Here is a 21,179-nt window from a genome sequence, read left to right as displayed (position 1 = left end):
GTAGTGACGTGCCCGGGGAGCACGCCGTGGCTGCCCGCGAGGCGGGCTCAGCCGCTCGCGACGAGGCGGCCGCGTCGGACGCCCGCACGAGCCGTGCCGCGGGACCACGCGCTCCCCGTCGAGCCGACCGCCCTCGGGTGCTCCGAGGGCATGGAGCGATCCTATTGGATGTTGGATCTATGTCCAACGCTACTCCGGTGTTGCGGCCTCCGCCTGCGCCCGCCCGGAGACCAGGTCGAGGTGCCTGCGCATCGCCTCGACGGCGGTGGCCGGGTCGCCGCTCTCGAACGCCGCCACGATCTCGGCGTGCTCGTGGAGGGCGTCCATGGCGTCGGTCAGGCCCACGTCCATGGTCTGGCGCATCCGGTGGACGTTCGCGCCCAGGATGGACGCCATCTGCTGGATGAAGCGGTTCCCGCACGACCGGATGATCGCCTCGTGGAACGCCCAGTCCGCCCGGAAGTACTCCAGGATCTGATCCTGGGAGGCCTCGCGGACCCCGGCCGGCCCGTCGAGGCCGTAGCGCCGGATCACCGCCTCGTGGTCCGCGTGGACGCCCTTGAGCGTCTCCACGATGCCGGCGGCCCGCACGGCGCGCTCCACCGCGGCGAGCTCGATCACCTGCCGCGCGTCGATCAGCTCGGCCATCTGCCGCGCGGAGAGCGGGGACGTGACCGTGTAGCCCTTGAGGGCGGCGCGCGTGACGAGACCGGTGTGCTCGAGCTCCACCAGCGCCTCGCGCACCGGCGTCGGCGAGACGCCCAGCTGGCGGGCCAGCGAGTCGATGCTCAGGGACTGCCCCGGGGCGAGCTGCTGTGTCATGAGCATCTCCAGCAGGGCGTCGTGGACGTCGTCCCTCAGCACCTTCCGGGTCAGATGCGTCGTGCGAGTCACCATGCGTAGCCCCTATCGAGATCGATCATGTAGTACTCTCACCAACATCCTATATGCTCCAGGATCTCTGGAGAGCCTGCGAAGGAGACACCGTTGTCCTGGACATCTGAGACGTGGCCCATCGGCGCCGCGCTGCTGCAGTATCCCGGCACGCTGCCGGACGGCACAAGCACGACCATGGCCGACGACGCGGCGTGGGCCGGCGTTCTCCGCGAGGTCCGGCTCGCAGGCTTCGACCACGTCGACCTCACCGACACGTGGCTCCCGGTCGGGGACCTGGCGGCCCCGCGCCTGGACGCGCTCCGGCGGCTGCTGCTCCAGGAGGGTCTGGGCGTCAGCGCGATCTCGGTCTCGCGCCGCTCGATCATCGACCACGACGCCGCTGCCGCCGAGGCCAACGTCGCGTACTCGTACCGCACGATCGACGCGGCGGTCGCGCTCGGGGTGGACACCGTCTGCCTCGGCCTGCACCAGGCGCTCACGGCTGACCAGCAGGCCGCCATGTGGTTCTGGCACGAGCCGGGGGCCGCCGACCCCGAGGACCCAGAGGTGTACCGCCACGCCGTGTCGACGTTCCGCGAGCTGGGCGCGTACGCGGCCGAGCGCGGGGTGGCACTCTCCCTCGAGATGTACGAGGACACCTACCTGGGCACCGCGGACTCGTGCGTGCGCATGGTCACGGACATCGGGCTGGAGAACGTCGGCCTCAACCCCGACGTCGGCAACCTCGTCCGCCTCCACCGGCCGGTCGAGGACTGGCGCACGCAGTTCGAGAAGATGTTGCCGTACACCAACTACATGCACGTGAAGAACTACTACCGCGACCTCGACGTCGCGACCGGGGCCTACTTCAGCGCGCCCGCCCCGCTCGAGCTCGGCTTCATCAACTACCGGGCGGTCGTCGACATGGCGCTCGACGCCGGCTTCGCCGGGACGTTCTGCGTCGAGCACTACGGGGGCGACGGGCTGTCCGTGGCCGCCAGGAACCGGGACTACCTGCGCACCATCCTCGCGGCCAAGCTGACGCTGCGCTCGGGGACGGTCACGCCGGACGTGGAGCCCGCCACCGTGGCGTGATCGCCAGGTGGCGTGACCGCCGACGTCGGGAACGCCACGGTCGACAACCCCACTGGGTCCACAGCCTGCCAACACCCCCTCGTCAACCGCACACCACTGACCTACTTGTCTGCCAATATCCAATAGGATGCATGCTGTACGACTTCGATGCGACGGAGCTAGGAGATCTTCGATGACCCGCCTCTACAACGACCCCAAGCAGTTCTCGGACGAAGCGCTGGCGGGCATGGCGCTGGCCCACCCCGGTCACGTCCAGCGCGTTCACGGCGGTGTCGTGCGGTCGACGGACAGCCCGCGCGGATCCGTGTCCGTCGTCGTCGGCGGCGGCTCGGGCCACTACCCGGCCTTCGCCGGGTGGGTGGGGCCTGGCCTGGCGCACGGCGCCGCCTGCGGCAACGTCTTCGCGTCGCCGTCGGCCTCCCAGGTGTACTCCGTCGTCCGCGCGGCCGACAACGGCGGCGGCGTGCTGCTCCTGTACGGCAACTACGCCGGCGACGTCCTGCACTTCGGCCAGGCCGCCGAGCGCCTCCGCGCCGAGGGGCTGGACGTGCGCACGCTGGCGGTCTCCGACGACGTCGCCTCCAACACGCCGGAGAACCACCGGGACCGGCGCGGGGTGACCGGCGACCTCGTCGTCCTCAAGGTCACCGGCGCGGCCGCCGAGCGGGGCGACGACCTCGACGCGGTGGAGCGGCTCGCCCGCCGGGCCAACGACCGGACGCGCTCCCTCGGTGTCGCGTTCAACGGCTGCACGCTCCCCGGCGCCGCGGAGCCGCTGTTCAGGGTGCCTGCGGGCGTGATGAGCGTCGGGCTCGGCGTCCACGGCGAACCGGGCGTGCGCGACGTGCCGATGGGCACCGCGGCCGAGGTGGCGGACCTGCTCGTCGACGGCGTGCTCGCCGAGGAACCGCCGCGCGGGCGAGACGGGTACGAGGGACGCGCCGTCGTGATCCTCAACGGCCTCGGCACGGTGAAGAACGAGGAGCTCTACGTCGTCTACGGGCGCGTCGCGCAGCGACTCGAGGACGCCGGCCTCACCCCGGTGCTGCCTGAGGTCGGCGAGCTCATGTCGTCCCTCGACATGGCCGGGCTGTCCTTGACCGTCACCTTCCTCGACCCCGAGCTCGAGGAGCTCTGGGTCGCTCCGGTCGACACGATCGCCTACCGCCGCGGAGCGGTGCAGGAGCGCGGGCGGCGCGAGGTGACGGCCGACGCCGTCGCCGCCGAACCGATCCCCGAGGCCTCCGCGGAGTCGCGCGAGCTCGCGCAGGCGATCACGGACGTCCTCGAGGTCCTCAGGGCGACGGCCGTCGCCGCGGAGCCGGAGCTCGGCCGCCTGGACGCGATCGCCGGTGACGGCGACCACGGGCAGGGCATGAGCTACGGGACCACGGGAGCCTGGCGCGCCGCGTCGGACGCGCTCGCGCGGGGCGCCGGCGCGCGGACCCTGCTCGTCCGGGCGGGTGAGGCCTGGTCGGAGGCGGCGGGCGGGACGTCCGGCGCCCTGTGGGGCGGTGCTCTCACGGCCGCCGGCGCCGCGCTCTCCGACGACGCCCCGGCCGCGTCGGCGGACATCGTCCGTGCGGTCGAGCAGGGCGGGCAGGCGGTCCAGCGGCTCGGCGGTGCGGAACCGGGCGACAAGACCATGGTCGACGCACTCGTGCCCTTCACCACCGTGCTGACCGAGCGGTTCGCCTCGGGCGACCCGCTGCCACGGGCGTGGGCGCAGGCCGCCGAGGCGGCCTCCCACGCTGCCCGCGCCACCGCGGAGATCCAGGCACGGCGCGGCCGCTCGCGCGTGCTCGGCGAGAAGTCCGTGGGCACCCCGGACCCGGGCGCGACGTCGTTCGCCCTGCTCATGTCGGCGGTCGCCGAGTCCGGACTGCTCGAGAACTGACCAGGAACCAACGAACGAGGGAGAACACCATGGGACTGAGGATCGTCGTCGGCTCGGACGACGCGGGCTTCGACTACAAGGAGGCCCTCAAGCGGGACCTCGAGGCTGACGAGCGCGTCGACGAGGTCATCGACGTCGGCGTCGGCGCCGACGAGCACACCGCCTACCCGCACGTCGGGGTCGCCGCCGGCCGCACGATCGCCGAGGGGCGGGCCGACCGGGCGCTGCTGGTCTGCGGCACCGGCATCGGCGTGGCGATGGCCGCCAACAAGGTGCCCGGCATCCGGGCCTCGGTCGCCCACGACTCCTTCTCGGTCGAGCGCCTCGTCAAGTCCAACAACGCCCAGGTGCTCACGTTCGGTCAGCGGGTGATCGGGCTCGAGCTGGCGCGCAAGCTCGCCAGGGAGTGGCTGGGTCACGGGTTCGACGAGTCCTCGGCGTCGGCCGAGAAGGTCGCGCTCCTCTCCGAGTACGAGTCGGTGACGCCGGCCGGCGACAGCGAGCCCGTCGGCCGCTGATGACGACCTGGCGGGTCCCGGGGGGGCTGAGTCGGCGCCCGTCCTTCGCGCTACGGTGAGGACGTGCGGACGGTGGCCGATCTGCCCGGACCAGCCGCGTCGCCGCTCGTCGGCAACGCGCTGCAGCTCCGCCGCGACCGGCTGGGTTTTCTCACCCGGTGCGCCCGCGAGCACGGGGACGCCGCCGCGTTCCGCATCGGCGGCACCGCCGTCGTCCTGCTCTCCCACCCCGACGCGGTCCACGAGCTGCTCACCGTCCGGCAGCACGACTTCGGGAAGAGCCCGGTGCTTCGGCGCGCCCGGGCCGTGCTCGGCGACGGGCTGCTCACGAGCGAGGGCGACGTGCACCTGCACGACCGGCGGCTGCTGCAGACCGCGTTCAGCCGGCAGCGCGTGGCGCGGTACGCCGAGGAGATGGTCGACGTCGCGGTCGCCGTCGTCGGCTCCTGGACGCCGGGCCGACCGCTCGACCTGCACGCGCAGACCGTCCGGACCACGCTCACCGTGGCGGGCCGGACGCTGTTCGGCACGCGCCTCGACGAGGACGTGGAGCTGGTGGCCGGTGCCGTGCGGGACGTGCTCTCGGCGTACCCGGTCCTCATGCTGCCGCTGGGTGACCTCCTGGTGCGGCTGCCGCCGACCCGCGGGCGCGTCCGCCGGGGCACCGCGGCGCTGGACACCCTCACCGCCCGGCTGGTCGGGGAGCACGCCCGGGGCGGACCGGGGCGGGAGGACCTGCTCTCGCTGCTGCTCGAGGACTTCGACCCGCGTCACGCGCGCGACCAGGTGGTCACCATGCTGCTGGCCGGGCACGAGACCACCGCGAGCGCGCTGGCGTTCGCCGGTCACCTCCTGGCCGGCCACCCCTCCGTCCAGGACCGCGTCGCCGCGGAGGTGCGGGAGGCGTGCGGCGACGGCGGGGTGCCGATGGTCGACGACCTCGAACGCCTTCCGCTCACCCGGGCGGTGATGGCGGAGGCGCTCCGGCTCTACCCGCCGGCGTGGACCATGGGGCGCCAGGCCCGGGCGAGCACCAAGGTGGCCGACGTCGAGATCCCGGCCGGCACGGTCCTGCTCGCCCCGCAGTGGGTGGTCCACCGCGACGCCCGCTGGTGGCCGGACCCCGAGGCCTTCGACCCGGACCGGTTCCTCGGCCCCGCGCCGGACCGGCCGCGCTTCGCGTACTTCCCGTTCGGGGGCGGGACGCGGCAGTGCATCGGCGAGTCCTTCGCCTGGACGGAGGGTGTCCTGACGCTGGCCGTCATCCTGGCGCGCTGGCGGCTCCGGCCGGTGCCGGGCCGCCCGCTGGTCCCCGACCCGCTCCTGACCCTGCGCCCGCGCGACGGGTCCTGGGTGGTGCCCGAGCCCCGACCCGCGTAGCGAGCTAGGAGGGCGCGGAACGCTCCCGACGTCCGCCGTCGTCTCCGCGTCCCAGCCCGGCCAGCGCCGCGGTGAAGCTGGGGGAGGCCTCGAGGACACGGATGTCCGCCGGCATGGCGATCTCCGCCTCGTTGAAGGCGCGCACGACAGCGCCGATCACCTGGTCCTGGGCCTCGAGGGTCTCGAGCTGACGGGCGCCGGACCAGAACCGCAGCTCGATGTTGATCGTGGAGGAGCCGAGCTCGGTGATGAGGGCCTGCGGCGCCGGGTCCCTCGCCACGGACGGCAGGCCCTCCACCGCCGTCAGTGCGGTGCTGCGAGCGCGCTCGAGGTCGGCGTCGTAGGCGACGCCGACCACGACCGACGTCCGGACCTTCTCGTAACCCGTCTGCACCGTGACGACCCCGCTGCTCATCACGCTGTTGGGGATGAGCACCCGGCGCCCGTCGAACGTGCGCACGACCGTCTCGCGCAGGTTGATCTCGTCGACGGTCCCGCGGACGTCACCCAGCGCGATCTGGTCCCCGGACCGGAACGGCTCACGGCTGATCAGCAGCACCCCGGCGAAGAGGTTGCCGAGCACCGCCTGGAACGCGATGCCGGCGGCGATCGACGCCACGCCGAGCCCGCCCAGGATGTTGATGGGCCGGACGCTGGGGAAGGCGATGGTCAGCCCCGCGCCGACGGCCAGCGCGAGGACCACCCAGCCGGTCATCGAGGCGAACACCGAGCTGAAGCTCGGGCTGCGGCGTCGCCAGGTCCAGTAGCGGCGCAGCACCGCGCGCACCAGCCGGGAGAGCACCCAGCCTCCGACGATCACCAGCGCGCCGGCACCGAGCTGGCCGGGCTCGACGGGCGGGAGCTCCCAGGAGTCGACGGCCGCCGGTGGTCTCACCCGGCCATCATGCATCGCCGCGCCGCGGCCCGCCGGGCGAGCGCCCCGGGAGCGGCTACCGGCCGGTGGCGAGGGCGGCGCGCACGCGGCCCGCCCGCTCGGCGTACGCCTCGACGTCGTGGTCCTGGTGCCCCGCCCGCCGGAACGCCTCGTCGAGCAGAGAGACCTCACGGCTGAGCCGGGCGCGCAGCTCGTCGTCCCGGGCGCGCCCGCCGACGCGCTCGGCGAGGGTCAGCGCGGCGTGCATGACCGCGGGGGACCCGGTGGCGTACCAGCGGAGGGTGCCGAGCACCTCCCCGGTCAGCGCCGTGGCGTCCTCGTACGGCGCGTGGACACGCAGGACGTGGTCGTCGTCCAGCCGTGCCGGTGAGGGCATGCGGCGCCCGGCCAGCATCGAGAGCCCGACGGAGAGGTCGTCGATGGCGTTGATCGCCGTGTACGGGTCGTTCGTGCCCGGCGAGAGCGCCCGGACGGCGAGCTCCGTGAGCTGCTGCACCGCGAACCCGACGTCCTGGTGCGGACTGCGGCCGTCGGTGATGCCCACCGCGTCGCGCACCCGGTCTGCCAGCTTCTCGGTGAGTCGCTCGGCCGGGTGCACCAGGCAGACGTCGCCGTCGCCGAGGACGTACCGGCCGGGGTGGACCTGGAGCGCGAGCAGGACGTCGTGCTCGCGGGCGGCGGCCATGAGGTCGTCGTCCTGGACGTAGGAGACGTAGCCGGCGCGCCCGGCCGTGACGCGTCCGCCGTCCGTCTCCAGGCCGGCCGGGAGACGGGGCCGCTCGGTCACGGCATGCTCGTCCACGCCGAGCTCCTCCGGGTACAGCCGTTCGACGGTGGCCCGCAGGTCGTTCTGCACGCGTCGGGAGATGGTCGTGACCTGGATCGAGTCGGCGATGTGGTGGATGAAGTACACGAGCACGGTGACGTCGAGCACCGCGAGCAGCACGGCGCCGTTGACGGCGAGGTGCGGGACGAACACCTCGGCGTCCGGGTCGCCGGGGTCGCCGATCGCGCGGACCGACCGCAGCACCAGAAGGGCGTAGAGGAACGTCGCGACGAAGATGCCCAGCACGGCCTGGTTGACCTTGTCGGCCATGAAGTTGCGGACCAGCCGGGGACCGTAGCTCGACGACGTCAGGGCGAGTACCGCGACGGTGATCGAGAACGTCGTGCCGGCAACCGCAAGGGCAGAGGTCGCGATGGCACCGAGCAGGTCACGGCTCCCGCTCTCGCCCACCCGGTAGACGAAGGTCTCCGCCCACGCTGGGAGGGGTAGCACGCCGAGGCGTTCGTCGACAGCCACCAGCACCTCGGCGGCCACAGCCGCCACGACACAGATCGCGGTGGGGACGAACCAGAACCGCTCCAGCAACCGTCCGAGGGTGTCCATCGCACCAGGGTGTCAGGATGTCGGGGCGCAGGCGCGGATAACCGGGCGCGTCTAGGGCCGGCCACCAGAGGCGGCGAACGGCGATTGCCGCAGCGTGTCGGGGGTGCTGAACCAGCGCGAGCAGGTGAGCTCGTCGGCCTGGACTGGAATGCTCCGCACGGTGAGCGTCATTCGAGGTCGGTACCGGGCAGCTCGAACTCCTCCGCGGCCTCGGCGCCGTCGTCGGCGTCGGTCTGGGCCGATGCCATGGCATCGTTCCTGGCCGCGAGCGCGGCGATGGGCTCGGCGCCATCTTCCTCGTGGTTGCGCAGGGCGTCGCAGTCGATCGTCATGGTCGACTCCCGATCTCGGTCGTCTCAGGTGATGCATCTTGCTGGGAGGGGCACGGCGAGCCGTGGTGCGGTCGCTTCGCCGCACGGCGCGCGCAGCGACGTGGAGAACGGGTCCGTGACGGTCACGGCCGGACACAGAAGTCAGTGCAAGATGCCGGCGCCGAGCGTGATTCTGACGAGCAGACCAGGACGTCACCTGGAGGCCTGGGCTGTCTAGTAGTAGGGGTACGGGTATGTGTAGCCCGCGCCCCAGTACGGTGGTGCTCCCCACCAGCCGTAGAGGTTCTGGTAGTAGTCGCCCTCCCGAACCAGCTCGGGGTCGTAGGCCGGTACGTCGCTCAGTCGTGCGCGGTCGCGATCGACGCGCACGCGTTCGGGCTCGATGCCGGTGATGACGTCGACGGGTACGAGAAAGTGGTCCTTGCCGATGCCGAGAAACCCACCGGAGCTGACCCGGAGGAACCGTACGCGCAACTCCTCGTCGTCGATCAGAATATCGTCGACGCTGCCGACCTTCTCGCCGTCGCTGGTGACGACGTCGCGGCCACGGACGTCGAGGTCTGGATCGGCGATGGTGCGGTCGGTCTCGGTGACCGGGACCAGGTTGGCCCCGGGGCGTGTCTCACTCATGGTGCTCCTTCGTGGTCGGGCCCGGAACCGGGCCTGCCTGTGGTCGCCCGACCAGCGTCACCCCTCGCCGCGTCCCTAGGCATCCCGGACTAGGGATGAGGCCACGGACTTCACCGGATCGTCACACTGGTGTCACGGCGGTGACGAGGGGCGGGGTGGTCTCATGACAGCCCCCGGCGGCATGGGTGCGGACCGGCCCGGCAAGTGATGGGCAGCTCAGCCGGGCCCTGCGGCCGACGCGGTGGCTACGGTCGAGGACTCTGGTGGCTCAGGTGGCGAGCCTGGCGCGACGGACATGTAGTCGTCCCGCCCCACCGGTATCCGGGACAGGCCCCGATCGGTAGGGAGCTCCAGAGGTTTGCCGTTCGAGGACAGGCGGACGCGGTCGATGCCGGGCAGCTCGGTGACCGTCCAGACGAGCTGGGCGACGGCGAGGAGCTGGTTCTGCCCTGAGATGCTGGTGAAGTCCGGCGTCACAGTGACGTCCCCGGTGCCGGGTGTCTTCTCGTCGGTGGTCAGTGTGAGCGGTTGGAGGGTGAGGGCGGTGCGCAGGCCGGTGGTGACCTCTCGACGGGTGGGCCCTGCCGTGAGGAGGGAGAGGACCGTTGCGGCGGAGGCTCGGGCGACGGACCGTTCGACCGGTTCGAGGCGCTCGTTGCGGATGTAGTAGACGGTGACGGTGAGGGGGCCGTCGTCGGGCGTTGGCTGGGAGGAAGGCGTGGCCGCGGTGATCTCGATTGCGGTCGGTTCCTGCTCGGGGCGGACGCCGCAGCCGGGCAGCAGGATCACCGCGAGGCTGAGCAGCGCTGTGATGAGCCGTTTCATTCCGCCTCCAGGGGGAGGGACAGCACGAACCGGGCTCCGCCTCGTGGACCGTCCTCGACGTGGACCGCTCCACCGAGGAGACGGGCGTGCCGACTCACCAGTGCCAGGCCCAGACCCGCCCCGTCACTGCTTGCCCGCTCGTTGCCGGGGCCGCGCGCGAAGGGTTCGAAGATGTGAGCCCTGTCGGCGGCGGGTATCCCGGGGCCGGCGTCGTCGACGATGACCGTCGCCACGGTGTCGCCGCGTCGGAGGGTCACGCAGGTGAGGCCCCCACCGTGCTTCTCCGCGTTGTCGACGAGGTTGGTGATGACCTGTTCCAGGCGCCGTTTGTCGACCAGGACGTCCAGGGAGGCGGCACCGTCCTCGATACGGAGCTGTTCCTGATGCCGCGGTTCCAAGGTCCGCCGGACGAACTCGGCGAGCCGGACCGGGGTAAGGACCAGGTCGGTGCCGCCGATGGCGTCGGTCCGGGATATCTCCAGCAGGTTCTGCACCAGTCGGGCGAACCTCTCTACCTCGGACGTGAGGATGTCGAGCGCCTCGCGGCCCCCTTCGGGAAGGCGATGCCGGTAGTCCTCGACCAGGGCGATGGCGCTGACCATCGTCGTCAGCGGGCTGCGCAGTTCGTGGCTGACGTCGGCGGCGAAGCGGGCATCGGCCTGGACGCGGCGTTGGAGCGACGCAGCAGTGGCGTTGAAGGAGGTGGCGATCGGCAGCAGCTCGGGATCGTGCCCGGGGTCGATCCGGACGTCGAGGTTTCCGGCGGCGACGGCCGCAGCAGCGTCCGCCACGTGGGTCAGCGGCCGCAGTGCCGGTTTGGTGACCCACCAGCCCAGGGCGAGGGAAGCCGGCGGCACGATCGTGACCCCGGTGAGCAGCATGCTGCTGAGGACCCGCAGTGCCTTGTCGAGCTCGTCGAGAGGAAAGACCTCGAAGTACGCCTCTCCCAGGCCCGCCAACGGCACCCCGACCGCCATCATCGTGCGACCGTCGACCACGATGCGTTGGCGGGATGCCTGCCCGTCGATCACCATCTCGCGGAAAGCGGCGGGGAGGTCGTCCCGACCGATCCGCAAGGAGGTGGTGAACCACTCCTGGCCGTCGACCAGCAGGGACGTCGAGCCGAGCTCACGGCTGACCTGCGAGAGCATCTCGGGCGTGCTCAGCCCCTGGGTCCACATTGACCGCTGCACCTGGTCAGCGTTGGCCGTCACCTGCGCCACCGTGGACCGCTCGCGCTGGACGAACAGGAACTGCGACACGGTGAGCCAGACGCTCAGCGCCATCGCGGCGGAGAGCACCAGCGTGAGCGCCGCGAAGGCGACCGTGGCCCTGCCGCGCAGGCTGCGCCAGCGGGCGTGACGAAGAGTGCGGTGTGGGTCCGACCCGCGCGGTCCGGCACCGCTCCGTGACGTCTTGTCCTCGCCGTGGGGGTGGCCCGTCATGTCCCCAACCGATATCCCATTCCCCGGACCGTGACCACGATCCGTGGGTTCGTCGGGTCTGCCTCGACCTTCTTGCGCAGGCGGCCGATATGGACGTCCACCAGGCGGACGTCCCCGAAGTAGCCGTACCCCCAGACCCGCTCGAGGAGCTCCTCACGGCTCAGGACCCGGCCCGGCGTGGCTGCCAGCTCACCCAACAGCCGGAACTCTGTCTTGGTCAGCGCCACCGGAACCCCCGCCTTCAGGACCAGGCCGTTGCGCGGGGCGATCTCCACGTCCTCGACACTCACGTTCCCCTGCGTGGAGGACTCTGCCGATCGGCGGAGCAGCGCACGGATCCGGGCCGACAGCTCCTTGGCGACGAAGGGCTTGGAGACGTAGTCGTCCGCGCCAGCCTCGAGCCCTGCCACGACGTCGTGGCTGTCCGACCGGGCGGTGACCATGATGACCGGCGCCTCGCTGGTCCGCCGGATCTCCCGGCAGATCTCGAAACCGTCCCGGCCCGGCAGCATGAGGTCGAGCAGAACGACGTCAAAGGTCCGTCTGGCAAGCAGCGCCAAGCCGTCCTCACCCGTAGTTGCCTCGTGGACCTCCATGCCCTCGGCGGCCAGGGCGAGGTTGACCACACGACGTATGCCCGCGTCGTCCTCGATGATCAGCACCGTTCGCCGCATCCCCGCAGTCTCCGCCTCGGCAAGGCAACCACGCCACCGCTCGCGCTGTCTCCCGGCCCGAGGGGAAGCGGTGCGGACGACACGGGCCCGGCTGAGCCAGATCGTGCGGGGCCTCCGGGCGAGCGCGGCCGGATGTTACGGAACCGCCATCTCGCCGTCATGAAGGTGACGCCGGGAACGCGTTCCGAGGGCGTTCGGCGTTCGCGGGCACTCCGTCCTCGCGAACGCACCCGAAGCGTGCGCACGGTGGTGGAGGCCGATAGGCCGCCGACCCGGGACCGGGGTTCGGTTCCGGACAAGGAGGAAGTCATGAGACTCAGGCACCGCACGTCCGGACGTCTCGCCATGGCCGGCATCTCGGTCGCCTCGGACCAGTAGCCATGTCCCGTCCACCCCGGCGGGTCCAAGCTGCACGGCACCCCATGAGCGCGATGCGCGGATGGCGCCGACCGGCAGCCCCAGCACGGGCGCCGCGGCTGTTGCACCGGGCCGCGGTGATCACCGCCGTGGTGCTGGGCACCGGGATCTTCGCTGCGGTGAACACGATCTGGCTGGACTGGCCGCGGAAACCGACGACACTGCAGGAGAAGATGCGATGAGCCACCATGGCGAACGCAGGGTCAGGAGCACCTTCACCGGTGCCCTCTGCACCGCGCTGCTGCTCGGCGGGTGCTCCTTCCTCAACCCGATCACCACGATGGAGGAGTACGCCCCCGGCGACGGCATCCGGATCGACCTGACAGAAGACGTCACGGCCGAGAACCTCATGATCCTCACCGAGGGTGAGGGGCTACCGGGCCACCTGCTCGGCGCCATCGACAACAACTCCGAGCAGCCCGTCGTGGTCACCGTGGTCCTGGGGTCGGACGGGTACGCCGTCCCCGTGGACGTGCCCGCCAACGGCCTCGTGAACTTCACCGACAGCCAGGTCGTCATCCCCCGTGTCGACGAACCTCCCGGCGCCACCCTCACCTCGGTGATCCTCTCCGAGCAGAGCGGTGCCTACACCGTCTACATCCCCGTGCTCGACGGCACGCTCCCCCCCTACGACCGGTACCTCGATCGTCACTGATGCGACCGGACCAGGGCGGACAAACCGACCCGTTCATTGCCAGACCTGAGGAGACAAACATCATGTCCAGGATCCGCAACAACAGGAGCGTCGCAGCTCCGCTCGCTCTAGCCACGGTCGTCGCACTGGTGGCTGGATGCTCGAACGACAGCGCCGGGCCCGAGCAGGGTACCGATGTCGAGGACGTCGCGGAGGCCGAGCCCGAGGAGGGCGAAGGCGCACAGCTTCTCGGCCAGAATGTGACGGTCAGCGGGGAGGTCGACGAGGTCGTCGACGAAGGCGCCTTCCGGGTCGGCGGAGACGACCTCGGCGGCGACTCCGCGCTCGTGCTGAGCCAGTCGGGCAGCTTCGACGACCTAGGAACCGACGTCAACGAAGGCCTTGTCGAGGACGACACCGTGGTCCAGGTGACGGGCACCGTCCGAGAGTTCGACCTCGCGGCCTTCGAGGAGGAGTTCGGGGTCGACTACGACGACGAGCTCTACGAGGAGTTCGAAGGTGAGGTCGTCATCGTCGCGGACCAGGTCTCAACACTCGCGGGGGAGAGCCTGACGATCGCCGGAGAGGTGTCCGCACTGGTCAGCACGGTGGCGTTCCAGCTGGCCGGTGCCGGCTGGACGGTGGTGGTCCTGGACGCACAGCAGGCAGAGGTCAGCCGCGGTGACTACGTTCAGGTCACCGGCACGGTCCGCCAGCTCGACATCGCCGAGCTCGAGGAGGAGTTCGGCACCGATCTCGACGATGCGTTGTACGACGCCTACGCCGGCGATCTCGTGCTCGTCGCGGAGAACGTCACCGCGGCGGAGCCGGTGCTCGAACCCAACCAGTGAGGGACGACAGCCCCACCGGCCGGTAGCGGATGCGCGCGATCGAACCATCCTGGGTCCAGCACCGACCACGGCTAGGACGAGAGGCAGTCGAGATGACCTCGAGGAGCAGGCGCACCCTGGTCCGGGTGGCTGCCGCGGCCACGGCGGTCGTCATGGCAGTCCTGGTCTACGGCTCGGTGCTCGAGCCGCGGCTGATCCTGGACGAGCGCCGCTACCGGGCGGAGCTGCCGCGGCTCGGGCGGCAGTGGCAAGGTGCCGAGATCGCCGTGTTCTCCGACCTGCAGGTGGGCATGTGGTGGGCCAACACGGCCATGGTCGAGCGGGTGGTAGATCGGGTGGTGGACGAGCGCCCCGCAGCGGCTCTGGTCGCCGGGGACTTTCTCTACAGCGCCAGCCCCGACGTTGCCGAGCAGGCGGACACCGCGGTGAGGCTGCTGGAGCCGCTGGTGGAGGCCGGGATCCCCACCTTCGCGGTCCTGGGCAACCACGACTACGCAGTCGGCGGCGCCGACGCCCTCACCGATGCCCTGGAGGAGGCCGGGGTGACGGTGCTGCACAACGGGGTGGCCCGGATCCCGGCGCCAGACCCGACGAGCGGCGAGCAGCTGTACGTCGTCGGCATTGCCCCGACCCGGCCCCGTCTCGCCGACACGGGGGAGGCGCTCTCCGCCCTGCCTCCGGAGGGAGCCCGGGTTGTCATGATGCACAACCCGACTGCGTTCCCCCAGCTGCCGGAGGGTTCGGCTCCGCTGGCCGTGGCCGGGCACACCCACTGCGGACAGGTAGCGGTGCCCGGCATGCCGCAGTGGTCCTACCTCGGACTGACCGCTGAGGAGAAGATCGTCGCCGACGGTTTCGCCCCGACCGACTACGGCGCGCGCGGGAACGACCTGTTCGTGACGTGCGGGATCGGGTTCAGTGTGGTCCCGGTGCGGATCGGCGCCGCCCCCCAGGTCGTGTTCTTCGAGCTCATGGCAAGCGACTGAAGGCATGGGAGCTGATCACATGAACCGTGCAGAGCGCCCGTCCGAGCCACCCAGACCTCGCCGCAGCGATGCTCGCGGCACGAAGGCGGTCTGGAGAGGTCATGGTGGGGACGAGCAGCAGCTGGAGGGAGCCGGTCGGTTCGGAGGGCTGAGCCTGCTGGGCCTGCTCGCGGTGACCCTGGGGGCGCTGCCCTTCCTGACCCTGCTCGCCCTGGTCGAACAGCGTTGGCCGCCGCTGGAAGAGCTCGACGTCGCGGTCGCCCAGGGCCTGAACGATCTTGTCTCGCCTCACCCGCTGGTGGTACGAGTGCTGGAGATCGCCTCCGAGGCAGGCGGTGGCGCCACGGCGGGCCTGGTCATGGCGCTGGCCGTGCTGTGGCTCCTCATCCGCGACCAGCGCCGGCTCGCCGCCTACGTCGCGGTCACCGGGCTTGGTCTCCTCGTGCTGGTGCCGCTCACCAAGGCGCTCGTCGGGCGTACGCGACCGGAGGTGCTGCTGCCAGTCGTCGACCTGCCGACGAACGCCAGCTTCCCCAGTGGTCACGCCATGACCTCTCTTGTGACATGGGGGGCGCTCGTGCTGGTGATACTGCCGATGGTGTCGCCGTGGCATCGTCGCCTGCTCTGGAGGGCCGCCGCGGCGCTGATTCTGGTGGTCGGACTCACCCGGCTGGCGCTCGGCGTGCACTTTGTCTCCGACGTCCTCGCGGGCTGGGCGCTCGGCACGGCGTGGCTGGCGGTGACCTGGGCCGGGTTCCGTCGGTGGCTGCACCACCGCCATGACCCCATGACCCCTGTCGGTCTCGGTGAGCCGCCCATCGTGGCCCTGAGGATTGCGCCGCGGGACGAACCCGCGCTCCCCCAGGGAGCACGGTCGGCGGGCTGGATCGCTCTGACGGGCTGCGGCGTCGTGCTGCTGCTCGTCGGGTGGGGCCTGCTGGTCGCGGGGCCGCTGGCCGAGACGGTCCTCGGCCGGTGGGACCGGCAGATCGTGCAGGCGGCGCGGCCCTTGCGATCGCCCGAGCTGACCCAGGTGGTCAGCTCGATCGGCAAGCTCGGCGGGCTCTGGGCCGTTGTGGCGACCACTGTCGTGACTGCTGTGCTGGCGAACGCCTACCGGGGCAGTCTGCGCCCAGTGCTGTTCGTCCTGCTCGCCGTTGCCGGAGAGGTGGTTCTCTACGGTGCGGTGAGCCAGATCGTGGGCCGTGCGCGGCCAGATGTACCCGACCTGACGGCGGGTCTTCCAGCCGATGCAAGCTTCCCCTCCGGGCACGTCGCGGCGGCGACGGTCGCTTACGGGGCGCTCTGTGCCTTGCTGCTGTTGTACGGCCGAGGTAGCTGGCGGTGGGCGGTCGTAGCCGTCGTCGTGCTGATCGTCGTCGCCACGATGGCCTCGCGGGTATATCTCGCCGCGCACTACCCCAGCGACACCCTGGCTGGGCTGCTGCTGGGACTGCTCTGGCTGGCCATCCTCGAGCGGTCCCTCCTGCGTCCGCCGCGCGAGAGGCGCTTGCGGCAGCGGGTTCCCGCACACTGAAGCGGTCAGACTCCCATCACGGAACGGAGAGGAAAGCCGATGAGACCACGTAGCGTTTGGCTCCCACCCCTGGCAGTTGCGCTGCTTCTTGCGCTGGGCGGTTGCTCGGACGACGAACCGGTGAACGAGGCAGGACAGACAAGGACCACCGCCGAGACGGAACGCGAGACCGAAGGCGGTGACGTGGCATACGACGGGCCTTACGACTCGGCGTTCTACCAGACGATCGCGGAGTACGACGGTGAGGAGGTCACCGTGATCGGCCGGGTGGATGAGGTGGTGTCACCTACGTCGTTCACCATGGCTGGGACCGAGGACACCGAGGTGGGGCCGTTGCTGATCGTCGACGTCGGCGCGGTCGGAGGGTTCGAACCGGACATGGTGGTGGCCGTCTCCGGCATCGTCCACGAGGCTTTCGACCTGGAGACGGTCGAGCAGCGTTTCAACACCGACCTCGACGACGAGCTGCACGAGGAGTGGAATGGCGGCCCGTACATCGAGGCCGTCACCATCGGCATGCCAGACACCTCCGCATAGCAGGAACCTGCTCCCGCAGCAGCATCGCTCGGAGCAGCTTGGTGCTGACCCCCGTCAGGTGCGCCAGCGCCATCGGCGAGGTGCGCCGGAGGGCCTTCCGTCTCGCGCGCCACTCCTGCGTCTCAACCCCGGGAAACGAGACAACGGGGGCAAGAGACGGCCGTTACGGGGTCGACCCGGCGGACACGAGCGGATGATGTGGGTGCACGCCGGACGAGGAGGTCACATGGCGCTCACCCGCACCGAGCTGTCGACGCGGGCCCGGGCCGCCGTCGGCGAGATCGGCCCGGTCACCGACTTCTTCGCGTCCCTGAGGGAGCTGGACGGCCGCGACGACGTCCTCGACCTCACCTTCGGCAACCCGCACGAGATGCCGCTCGACGGTCTTGTCCGCGCCATCTCGTCGCACACGGAGCCACGGTCGGTGGACTGGTTCGCCTACAAGTCCAACGAGAACGAGCCGCGCGAGGTCATCTCGACCGCGCTCACCACCGAGCTCGGGCTGGACTTCGCCCCCGAGGACGTGGCGCTCACCCAGGGCGCGTTCGGGGCGATCGCGCTCGCGCTGCGGCTGGTGGGTGACGCCGGCGACGAGGCGATCCTCCCGACGCCCGGGTGGTTCTGCTACGCGCCGATGCTCCGCCTCGTCGACATGGCGCCCGTCAAGGTGCCGCTCGACCCGCAGACCTACGACCTCGACCTCGCCGCGATCGAGCGGGCCATCACCCCGCGCACGCGGGTCGTCGTCGTCAACTCCCCCGCCAACCCCACGGGCCGCGTCTACCCGCGGCAGCAGCTTGAGAGCCTTGCTGACCTGCTGGAGAGCGCGTCCGTGCGGATCGGACGGCGGGTCTGGCTGCTCTCCGACGAGCCGTACCGGCGGATCCGGTTCGACGGCGTCCCCTTCGTCAGCCCGGCCGCCTGCTACCCGTGGACGCTCGTCGACTACAGCTACGGCAAGGTGCTGCTGGCGCCGGGGCAGCGCCTCGGCTACCTGGCGCTGTCGCCGCTGCTGCCGACGCCCGAGCGCGACGCGCTGCGGGCGGCGCTGGTGCCCGTCCAGCTGTCGATGGGCTGGGGCTTCCCGGACGCGATCATGCAGTACTCCGTCGCGGACCTCGAGGACGTCTCCATCGACCTCGTCGAGCTCACCCGCAAGCGCGACCGCATGCTGGGGGCGCTCCGGAGCGCGGGGTACCGGGTCACCCGGCCGGAGGGCACCTTCTACCTCTGGGGCGACGCCCCCGGTGGCGACGCCGCCCGCTTCGTCGCCGCCCTCGCCGAGCGCGACGTGTACGTGATGCCGGGGACGCTCTTCGAACGGCCGCAGCACTTCCGCATCAGCCTCACCGCGACGATGGGCACGATCGAACGAGCGCTGCCCGCGTTCGACGACGTCGGGGCCAGGCTGCTCGCGGGGCGGTGAACCGGCGCCGTGGGCGAGCCGGCAGGTGCGGTGCAGACGTCGAGGAGAGGTCGGGCTCCGACGGCAGCTCCATCGACTCGAAGTCCAGGTCGAGCTGGCCGACGACCGGGTGGCGGAGGCACTTCCGCCCGCTGCGGTGGAACTGCACGTCGTGGGAGGCGCAAGTCCCTGCCGGACCAGGCACTGGCAGTACCCCCCAGCGCCACGTGCGCCGCCCCGGCGACCCCGACGCACCCACGGTGCGGGATGCGGGAGCTCGCGACCGGATCGCTGCGGCCTCCCTTTGCGCACCTCGGGCGAGGGGACCACCCTGGGACCTCATGAGCGAGAGCGGCACGACGCCACCCGAAGGCACGACGACGTCGCCCGGACCTGGCGGATCCGCGGCCACACCGGCCGTATCCCGGCCGCACGGCGTCGCGCGGCGCGTCTTCTACCCCGCCTCGGGCATCGTCCTGGTGTTCGTCCTCGTCGCCCTGGCCCTCCCGGACTGGCTGAACTCGGTCCTCGGCACGGCGAACACCGTCGTCGTCAACTCGATCGGCTGGTACTACGTCCTGACGGTCACCGGCTTCGTGCTGCTCGCGCTGTGGATCGCCTTCTCCAAGCTCGGCGACGTCCGCCTCGGCCGCGACGACGAGCGGCCCGAGTACGACACGTTCAGCTGGTTCGCGATGCTGTTCGCCGCCGGGATGGGCATCGGCCTGGTCTTCTGGGGCGTGGCGGAGCCGCTGAACCACTACGCCGCGCCGCCGCCGGGCCAGGAAGGGCCTCCGGCCCAGCTGGCTCAGGGTGCGCTCATGACGACCTTCCTCCACTGGGGCCTGCACGCCTGGGCCATCTACATCGTGGTCGGGCTCGCCGTCGCCCACGTGGTCCACCGCCGGCGCCGCCCGGTGGCGCTGCGGTGGGCGCTCGAGCCGATCATCGGCACGAGGCGCGCCAGCGGCGGGTGGGGCGACGTCGTCGACATCGTCGCCATCGTCGGGACCGTGTTCGGCGTGGCCACCTCGCTCGGATTCGGCGTCGTCCAGGTCGGCTCCGGGCTCGACTACCTCGGCATCCTCGACATCTCGCCAACCGTTCTGGTTGTGCTCATCCTGGTGATCGCCGGGATGGCGGCCATCTCGGTCGCCACCGGGCTAGACGCCGGCATCCGGTGGCTGTCGAACATCAACCTCGTGCTGGCGGCGGTCCTCCTGCTCGCCGTCCTGCTCCTCGGCCCGAGCCTCTTCGTCATGCGCGAGTTCGTGCAGTCCATCGGGGCGTACCTGCAGAACATCGTCCGCCTCTCCTTCTCGACGCTGCCCTACCAGGGGGCCCAGGGCGAGGAGTGGCTGGCGGGCTGGACCACCTACTACTGGGGCTGGTGGATGAGCTGGTCGCCCTTCGTCGGCATCTTCATCGCCCGCATCTCCCGCGGCCGCACGGTGCGTGAGTTCATCATCGGCGTGCTGCTCGTCCCCACGCTCGTCACCTTCCTGTGGTTCTCGGTCATGGGTGGCACGGCGCTGTACCGCCAGCTCTTCGGCGACGGCGGGCTGATCACCGGTGAGGGCCAGGTGAACAACAACACCGCCCTGTTCCAGATGCTCGAGGGGCTCCCGGGCGGTCCGGTGCTCTCCGGGCTGGCGATCCTGCTCGTGACGATCTTCTTCGTGACGAGCTCCGACTCCGGCTCCTACGTCGTCTCGATGCTCTCGACCGGCGGCGACCCCAACCCACCCCTCGCCGTCCGCCTCACGTGGGCCGTTCTCACCGGCGCCATCGCCGCGGTGCTGCTCGGGAGCGGCGGGTCCACGGGCGGCCTCGGGGCGCTGCAGACCATGGCGATCCTCGTGGCGGCGCCCTTCAGCGTCGTCATGATCGCCATGTGCGTCGCCCTCGTACGGTCACTGCGGCAGGACGTGGAACGGGCAGAACGCCGGCGCCGGACCGAGATCCGCGAACGCCTCGTGGCCGCCGTCGTCGAGGAGGTGGGCGGCGGGGAGGAGGGGCCGATCCGGCCCATCGAGTCCTCCGGCCCGCTGGCCAAGCTGTTCTCCCGCGGTCCCCGCCGGACCTGACGGGGCACGCCCGGGGGCCGGCGGACGCCGGGGCCGCGGCACGCCCGGTGCGCCGGTCGAGCACCCGGGAGAGCGACGGGCGGCGCGCACGGGGGCGTCCGGGTCCACGGTCCGTCCGCGCCTTAGCTCGCCGCGCCTTCCCCGGTCCAGCCGGCCGGCCAGCAGCGGGCTGAGTGCCGGCTGTCGGACTCGCCGAGCGCGGCCAGCGCGGCGGCGTAGCCGGCCAGCGGCGGGCGCAGGTCGGCCGTCGCCGCGGCCACCGCGGCCGCCGTGCACCTGGCGGTGGCATGGCCGTCCCTCCGGGCGGCGGTCGTGGCCTTGAGCGCCGCCTCTCGGCGCACCCACTCCCGGCCGGTGCCGGGACCGGGCAGGTCGGACTCCCGCTGGACGTCGACGCCGACCGGACCGCGCTCGCTCACGGCGACGACGACGAGCAGGCCGGAGTGCGAGACGGACACCCACGGTGCCGGGGTGCCGGCCAGAACGACTCGCGGCGCCCCGTGCGGAGCGCCGCACTCGATGCAGGTGCGGTCGATCACGACCTCGGCCGGCCCCACCGGGAGACGGGCGGCGAGAGCCATGCGTAGCAGTGCGGCACCGAGCAACGACCGGCCGCGGTCGGCCGCACGCTCGAGCGACTCCACCCGCGCACGCTCGGTGTCGTCGAGCATGGCGAGCAGGTCCCGGTCCGCCGCGGCGAGGGACGACCACCACACCACCGCCACCGCATTACCTCCTGGTTGTGTGACGTATATAGGTAAGGCTAGC

Annotated in this window: 22 protein-coding genes; 12 read left to right on the top strand and 10 right to left on the bottom strand. The window is 71.4% G+C overall.

Going from position 1 to position 21,179, the window contains the following annotated elements; all coding sequences use genetic code 11:
- Positions 1–189: 189 nt before the first annotated feature.
- Complete coding sequence (locus KZX45_RS07720; protein ID WP_248257130.1) at positions 190–897, bottom strand: GntR family transcriptional regulator; 708 nt, start codon at positions 895–897, stop codon at positions 190–192.
- 90 nt (positions 898–987) lie between these two features.
- On the opposite strand from KZX45_RS07720, the gene KZX45_RS07715 reads away from it, so the two are divergent.
- The 4 genes from KZX45_RS07715 to KZX45_RS07700 all read left to right on the top strand — a co-directional run bounded on the left by KZX45_RS07715 (position 988) and on the right by KZX45_RS07700 (position 5,766).
- Positions 988–1,971: a sugar phosphate isomerase/epimerase gene (locus tag KZX45_RS07715; protein WP_248257129.1), complete on the top strand. Its 984-nt coding sequence runs from the start codon at positions 988–990 to the stop codon at positions 1,969–1,971.
- 172 nt (positions 1,972–2,143) lie between these two features.
- Positions 2,144–3,868, top strand: a complete 1,725-nt coding sequence (locus KZX45_RS07710) for a dihydroxyacetone kinase family protein (RefSeq protein WP_248257128.1) — start codon at positions 2,144–2,146, stop codon at positions 3,866–3,868.
- A 29-nt stretch (positions 3,869–3,897) separates the two neighbouring features.
- Positions 3,898–4,386: a ribose-5-phosphate isomerase gene (locus KZX45_RS07705; protein ID WP_248257127.1), complete on the top strand. Its 489-nt coding sequence runs from the start codon at positions 3,898–3,900 to the stop codon at positions 4,384–4,386.
- A gap of 63 nt (positions 4,387–4,449) precedes the next feature.
- Positions 4,450–5,766, top strand: a complete 1,317-nt coding sequence (locus KZX45_RS07700; protein WP_248257126.1) for a cytochrome P450 — start codon at positions 4,450–4,452, stop codon at positions 5,764–5,766.
- A gap of 4 nt (positions 5,767–5,770) precedes the next feature.
- On the opposite strand, the gene KZX45_RS07695 is transcribed toward KZX45_RS07700, so the two are convergent.
- The 7 genes from KZX45_RS07695 to KZX45_RS07665 all read right to left on the bottom strand — a co-directional run bounded on the left by KZX45_RS07695 (position 5,771) and on the right by KZX45_RS07665 (position 11,957).
- The gene (locus KZX45_RS07695; protein ID WP_248257125.1) at positions 5,771–6,661 is read right to left on the bottom strand and encodes a mechanosensitive ion channel family protein; all 891 of its coding nucleotides are present in this window, start codon (positions 6,659–6,661) and stop codon (positions 5,771–5,773) included.
- A gap of 55 nt (positions 6,662–6,716) precedes the next feature.
- Positions 6,717–8,051 (bottom strand): DUF2254 domain-containing protein, encoded by a 1,335-nt coding sequence (locus tag KZX45_RS07690; RefSeq protein WP_248257124.1) that lies wholly within the window; start codon positions 8,049–8,051, stop codon positions 6,717–6,719.
- Positions 8,052–8,218: 167 nt separating this feature from the next.
- Positions 8,219–8,383: a DUF4193 family protein gene (locus KZX45_RS07685; RefSeq protein WP_248257123.1), complete on the bottom strand. Its 165-nt coding sequence runs from the start codon at positions 8,381–8,383 to the stop codon at positions 8,219–8,221.
- Positions 8,384–8,596: 213 nt separating this feature from the next.
- The gene (locus KZX45_RS07680; protein WP_248257122.1) at positions 8,597–9,013 is read right to left on the bottom strand and encodes a PRC-barrel domain-containing protein; all 417 of its coding nucleotides are present in this window, start codon (positions 9,011–9,013) and stop codon (positions 8,597–8,599) included.
- Between the two features lie 216 nt (positions 9,014–9,229).
- Positions 9,230–9,838 (bottom strand): GerMN domain-containing protein, encoded by a 609-nt coding sequence (locus KZX45_RS07675; protein WP_248257121.1) that lies wholly within the window; start codon positions 9,836–9,838, stop codon positions 9,230–9,232.
- Positions 9,835–11,283 (bottom strand): HAMP domain-containing sensor histidine kinase, encoded by a 1,449-nt coding sequence (locus KZX45_RS07670; protein WP_248257120.1) that lies wholly within the window; start codon positions 11,281–11,283, stop codon positions 9,835–9,837. Before KZX45_RS07670 ends, KZX45_RS07675 begins: the two co-directional genes overlap by 4 nt.
- Complete coding sequence (locus KZX45_RS07665) at positions 11,280–11,957, bottom strand: response regulator transcription factor (protein ID WP_248257119.1); 678 nt, start codon at positions 11,955–11,957, stop codon at positions 11,280–11,282. The genes KZX45_RS07670 and KZX45_RS07665 overlap by 4 nt, the downstream gene beginning before the upstream one ends.
- Positions 11,958–12,379: 422 nt before the next feature.
- On the opposite strand from KZX45_RS07665, the gene KZX45_RS07660 reads away from it, so the two are divergent.
- The 7 genes from KZX45_RS07660 to KZX45_RS07630 all read left to right on the top strand — a co-directional run bounded on the left by KZX45_RS07660 (position 12,380) and on the right by KZX45_RS07630 (position 18,345).
- Positions 12,380–12,556 (top strand): hypothetical protein, encoded by a 177-nt coding sequence (locus KZX45_RS07660; RefSeq protein WP_248257118.1) that lies wholly within the window; start codon positions 12,380–12,382, stop codon positions 12,554–12,556.
- Positions 12,553–13,029, top strand: coding sequence for a hypothetical protein (locus KZX45_RS07655; RefSeq protein WP_248257117.1), 477 nt, complete (start codon positions 12,553–12,555; stop codon positions 13,027–13,029). The genes KZX45_RS07660 and KZX45_RS07655 overlap by 4 nt, the downstream gene beginning before the upstream one ends.
- A complete protein-coding gene (locus KZX45_RS07650) occupies positions 13,029–13,859 on the top strand; it encodes a hypothetical protein (RefSeq protein WP_248257116.1) in 831 nt (276 codons plus the stop codon). The genes KZX45_RS07655 and KZX45_RS07650 overlap by 1 nt, the downstream gene beginning before the upstream one ends.
- A gap of 92 nt (positions 13,860–13,951) precedes the next feature.
- Positions 13,952–14,845: a metallophosphoesterase gene (locus tag KZX45_RS07645; RefSeq protein WP_248257115.1), complete on the top strand. Its 894-nt coding sequence runs from the start codon at positions 13,952–13,954 to the stop codon at positions 14,843–14,845.
- A 19-nt stretch (positions 14,846–14,864) separates the two neighbouring features.
- Entirely contained in the window at positions 14,865–16,382 is a 1,518-nt protein-coding gene (locus tag KZX45_RS07640) for a phosphatase PAP2 family protein (protein ID WP_248257114.1), read from the top strand.
- A gap of 39 nt (positions 16,383–16,421) precedes the next feature.
- Positions 16,422–16,919 (top strand): hypothetical protein, encoded by a 498-nt coding sequence (locus KZX45_RS07635; protein ID WP_248257113.1) that lies wholly within the window; start codon positions 16,422–16,424, stop codon positions 16,917–16,919.
- Positions 16,920–17,145: 226 nt separating this feature from the next.
- Complete coding sequence (locus KZX45_RS07630) at positions 17,146–18,345, top strand: aminotransferase class I/II-fold pyridoxal phosphate-dependent enzyme (protein ID WP_248257112.1); 1,200 nt, start codon at positions 17,146–17,148, stop codon at positions 18,343–18,345.
- On the opposite strand, the gene KZX45_RS07625 is transcribed toward KZX45_RS07630, so the two are convergent.
- Positions 18,266–18,667, bottom strand: a complete 402-nt coding sequence (locus KZX45_RS07625) for a hypothetical protein (protein WP_248257111.1) — start codon at positions 18,665–18,667, stop codon at positions 18,266–18,268. The two genes, KZX45_RS07630 and KZX45_RS07625, sit on opposite strands and share 80 nt — an antisense overlap.
- Between KZX45_RS07625 and KZX45_RS07620 the strand changes: the two genes are divergently transcribed.
- A complete protein-coding gene (locus KZX45_RS07620; RefSeq protein WP_248257110.1) occupies positions 18,666–20,411 on the top strand; it encodes a BCCT family transporter in 1,746 nt (581 codons plus the stop codon). The genes KZX45_RS07625 and KZX45_RS07620 overlap by 2 nt on opposite strands.
- A 122-nt stretch (positions 20,412–20,533) precedes the next feature.
- On the opposite strand, the gene KZX45_RS07615 is transcribed toward KZX45_RS07620, so the two are convergent.
- Complete coding sequence (locus KZX45_RS07615; protein WP_248257109.1) at positions 20,534–21,136, bottom strand: 4'-phosphopantetheinyl transferase superfamily protein; 603 nt, start codon at positions 21,134–21,136, stop codon at positions 20,534–20,536.
- Positions 21,137–21,179: the final 43 nt, after the last annotated feature.

This window comes from Georgenia sp. EYE_87, assembly GCF_023148685.1.
Taxonomy (GTDB): Bacteria; Actinomycetota; Actinomycetes; order Actinomycetales; family Actinomycetaceae; genus Georgenia.
The sequence above is the reverse complement of the archived record's forward strand: the minus strand, read 5'-3'. Positions and strand labels throughout refer to the sequence as shown.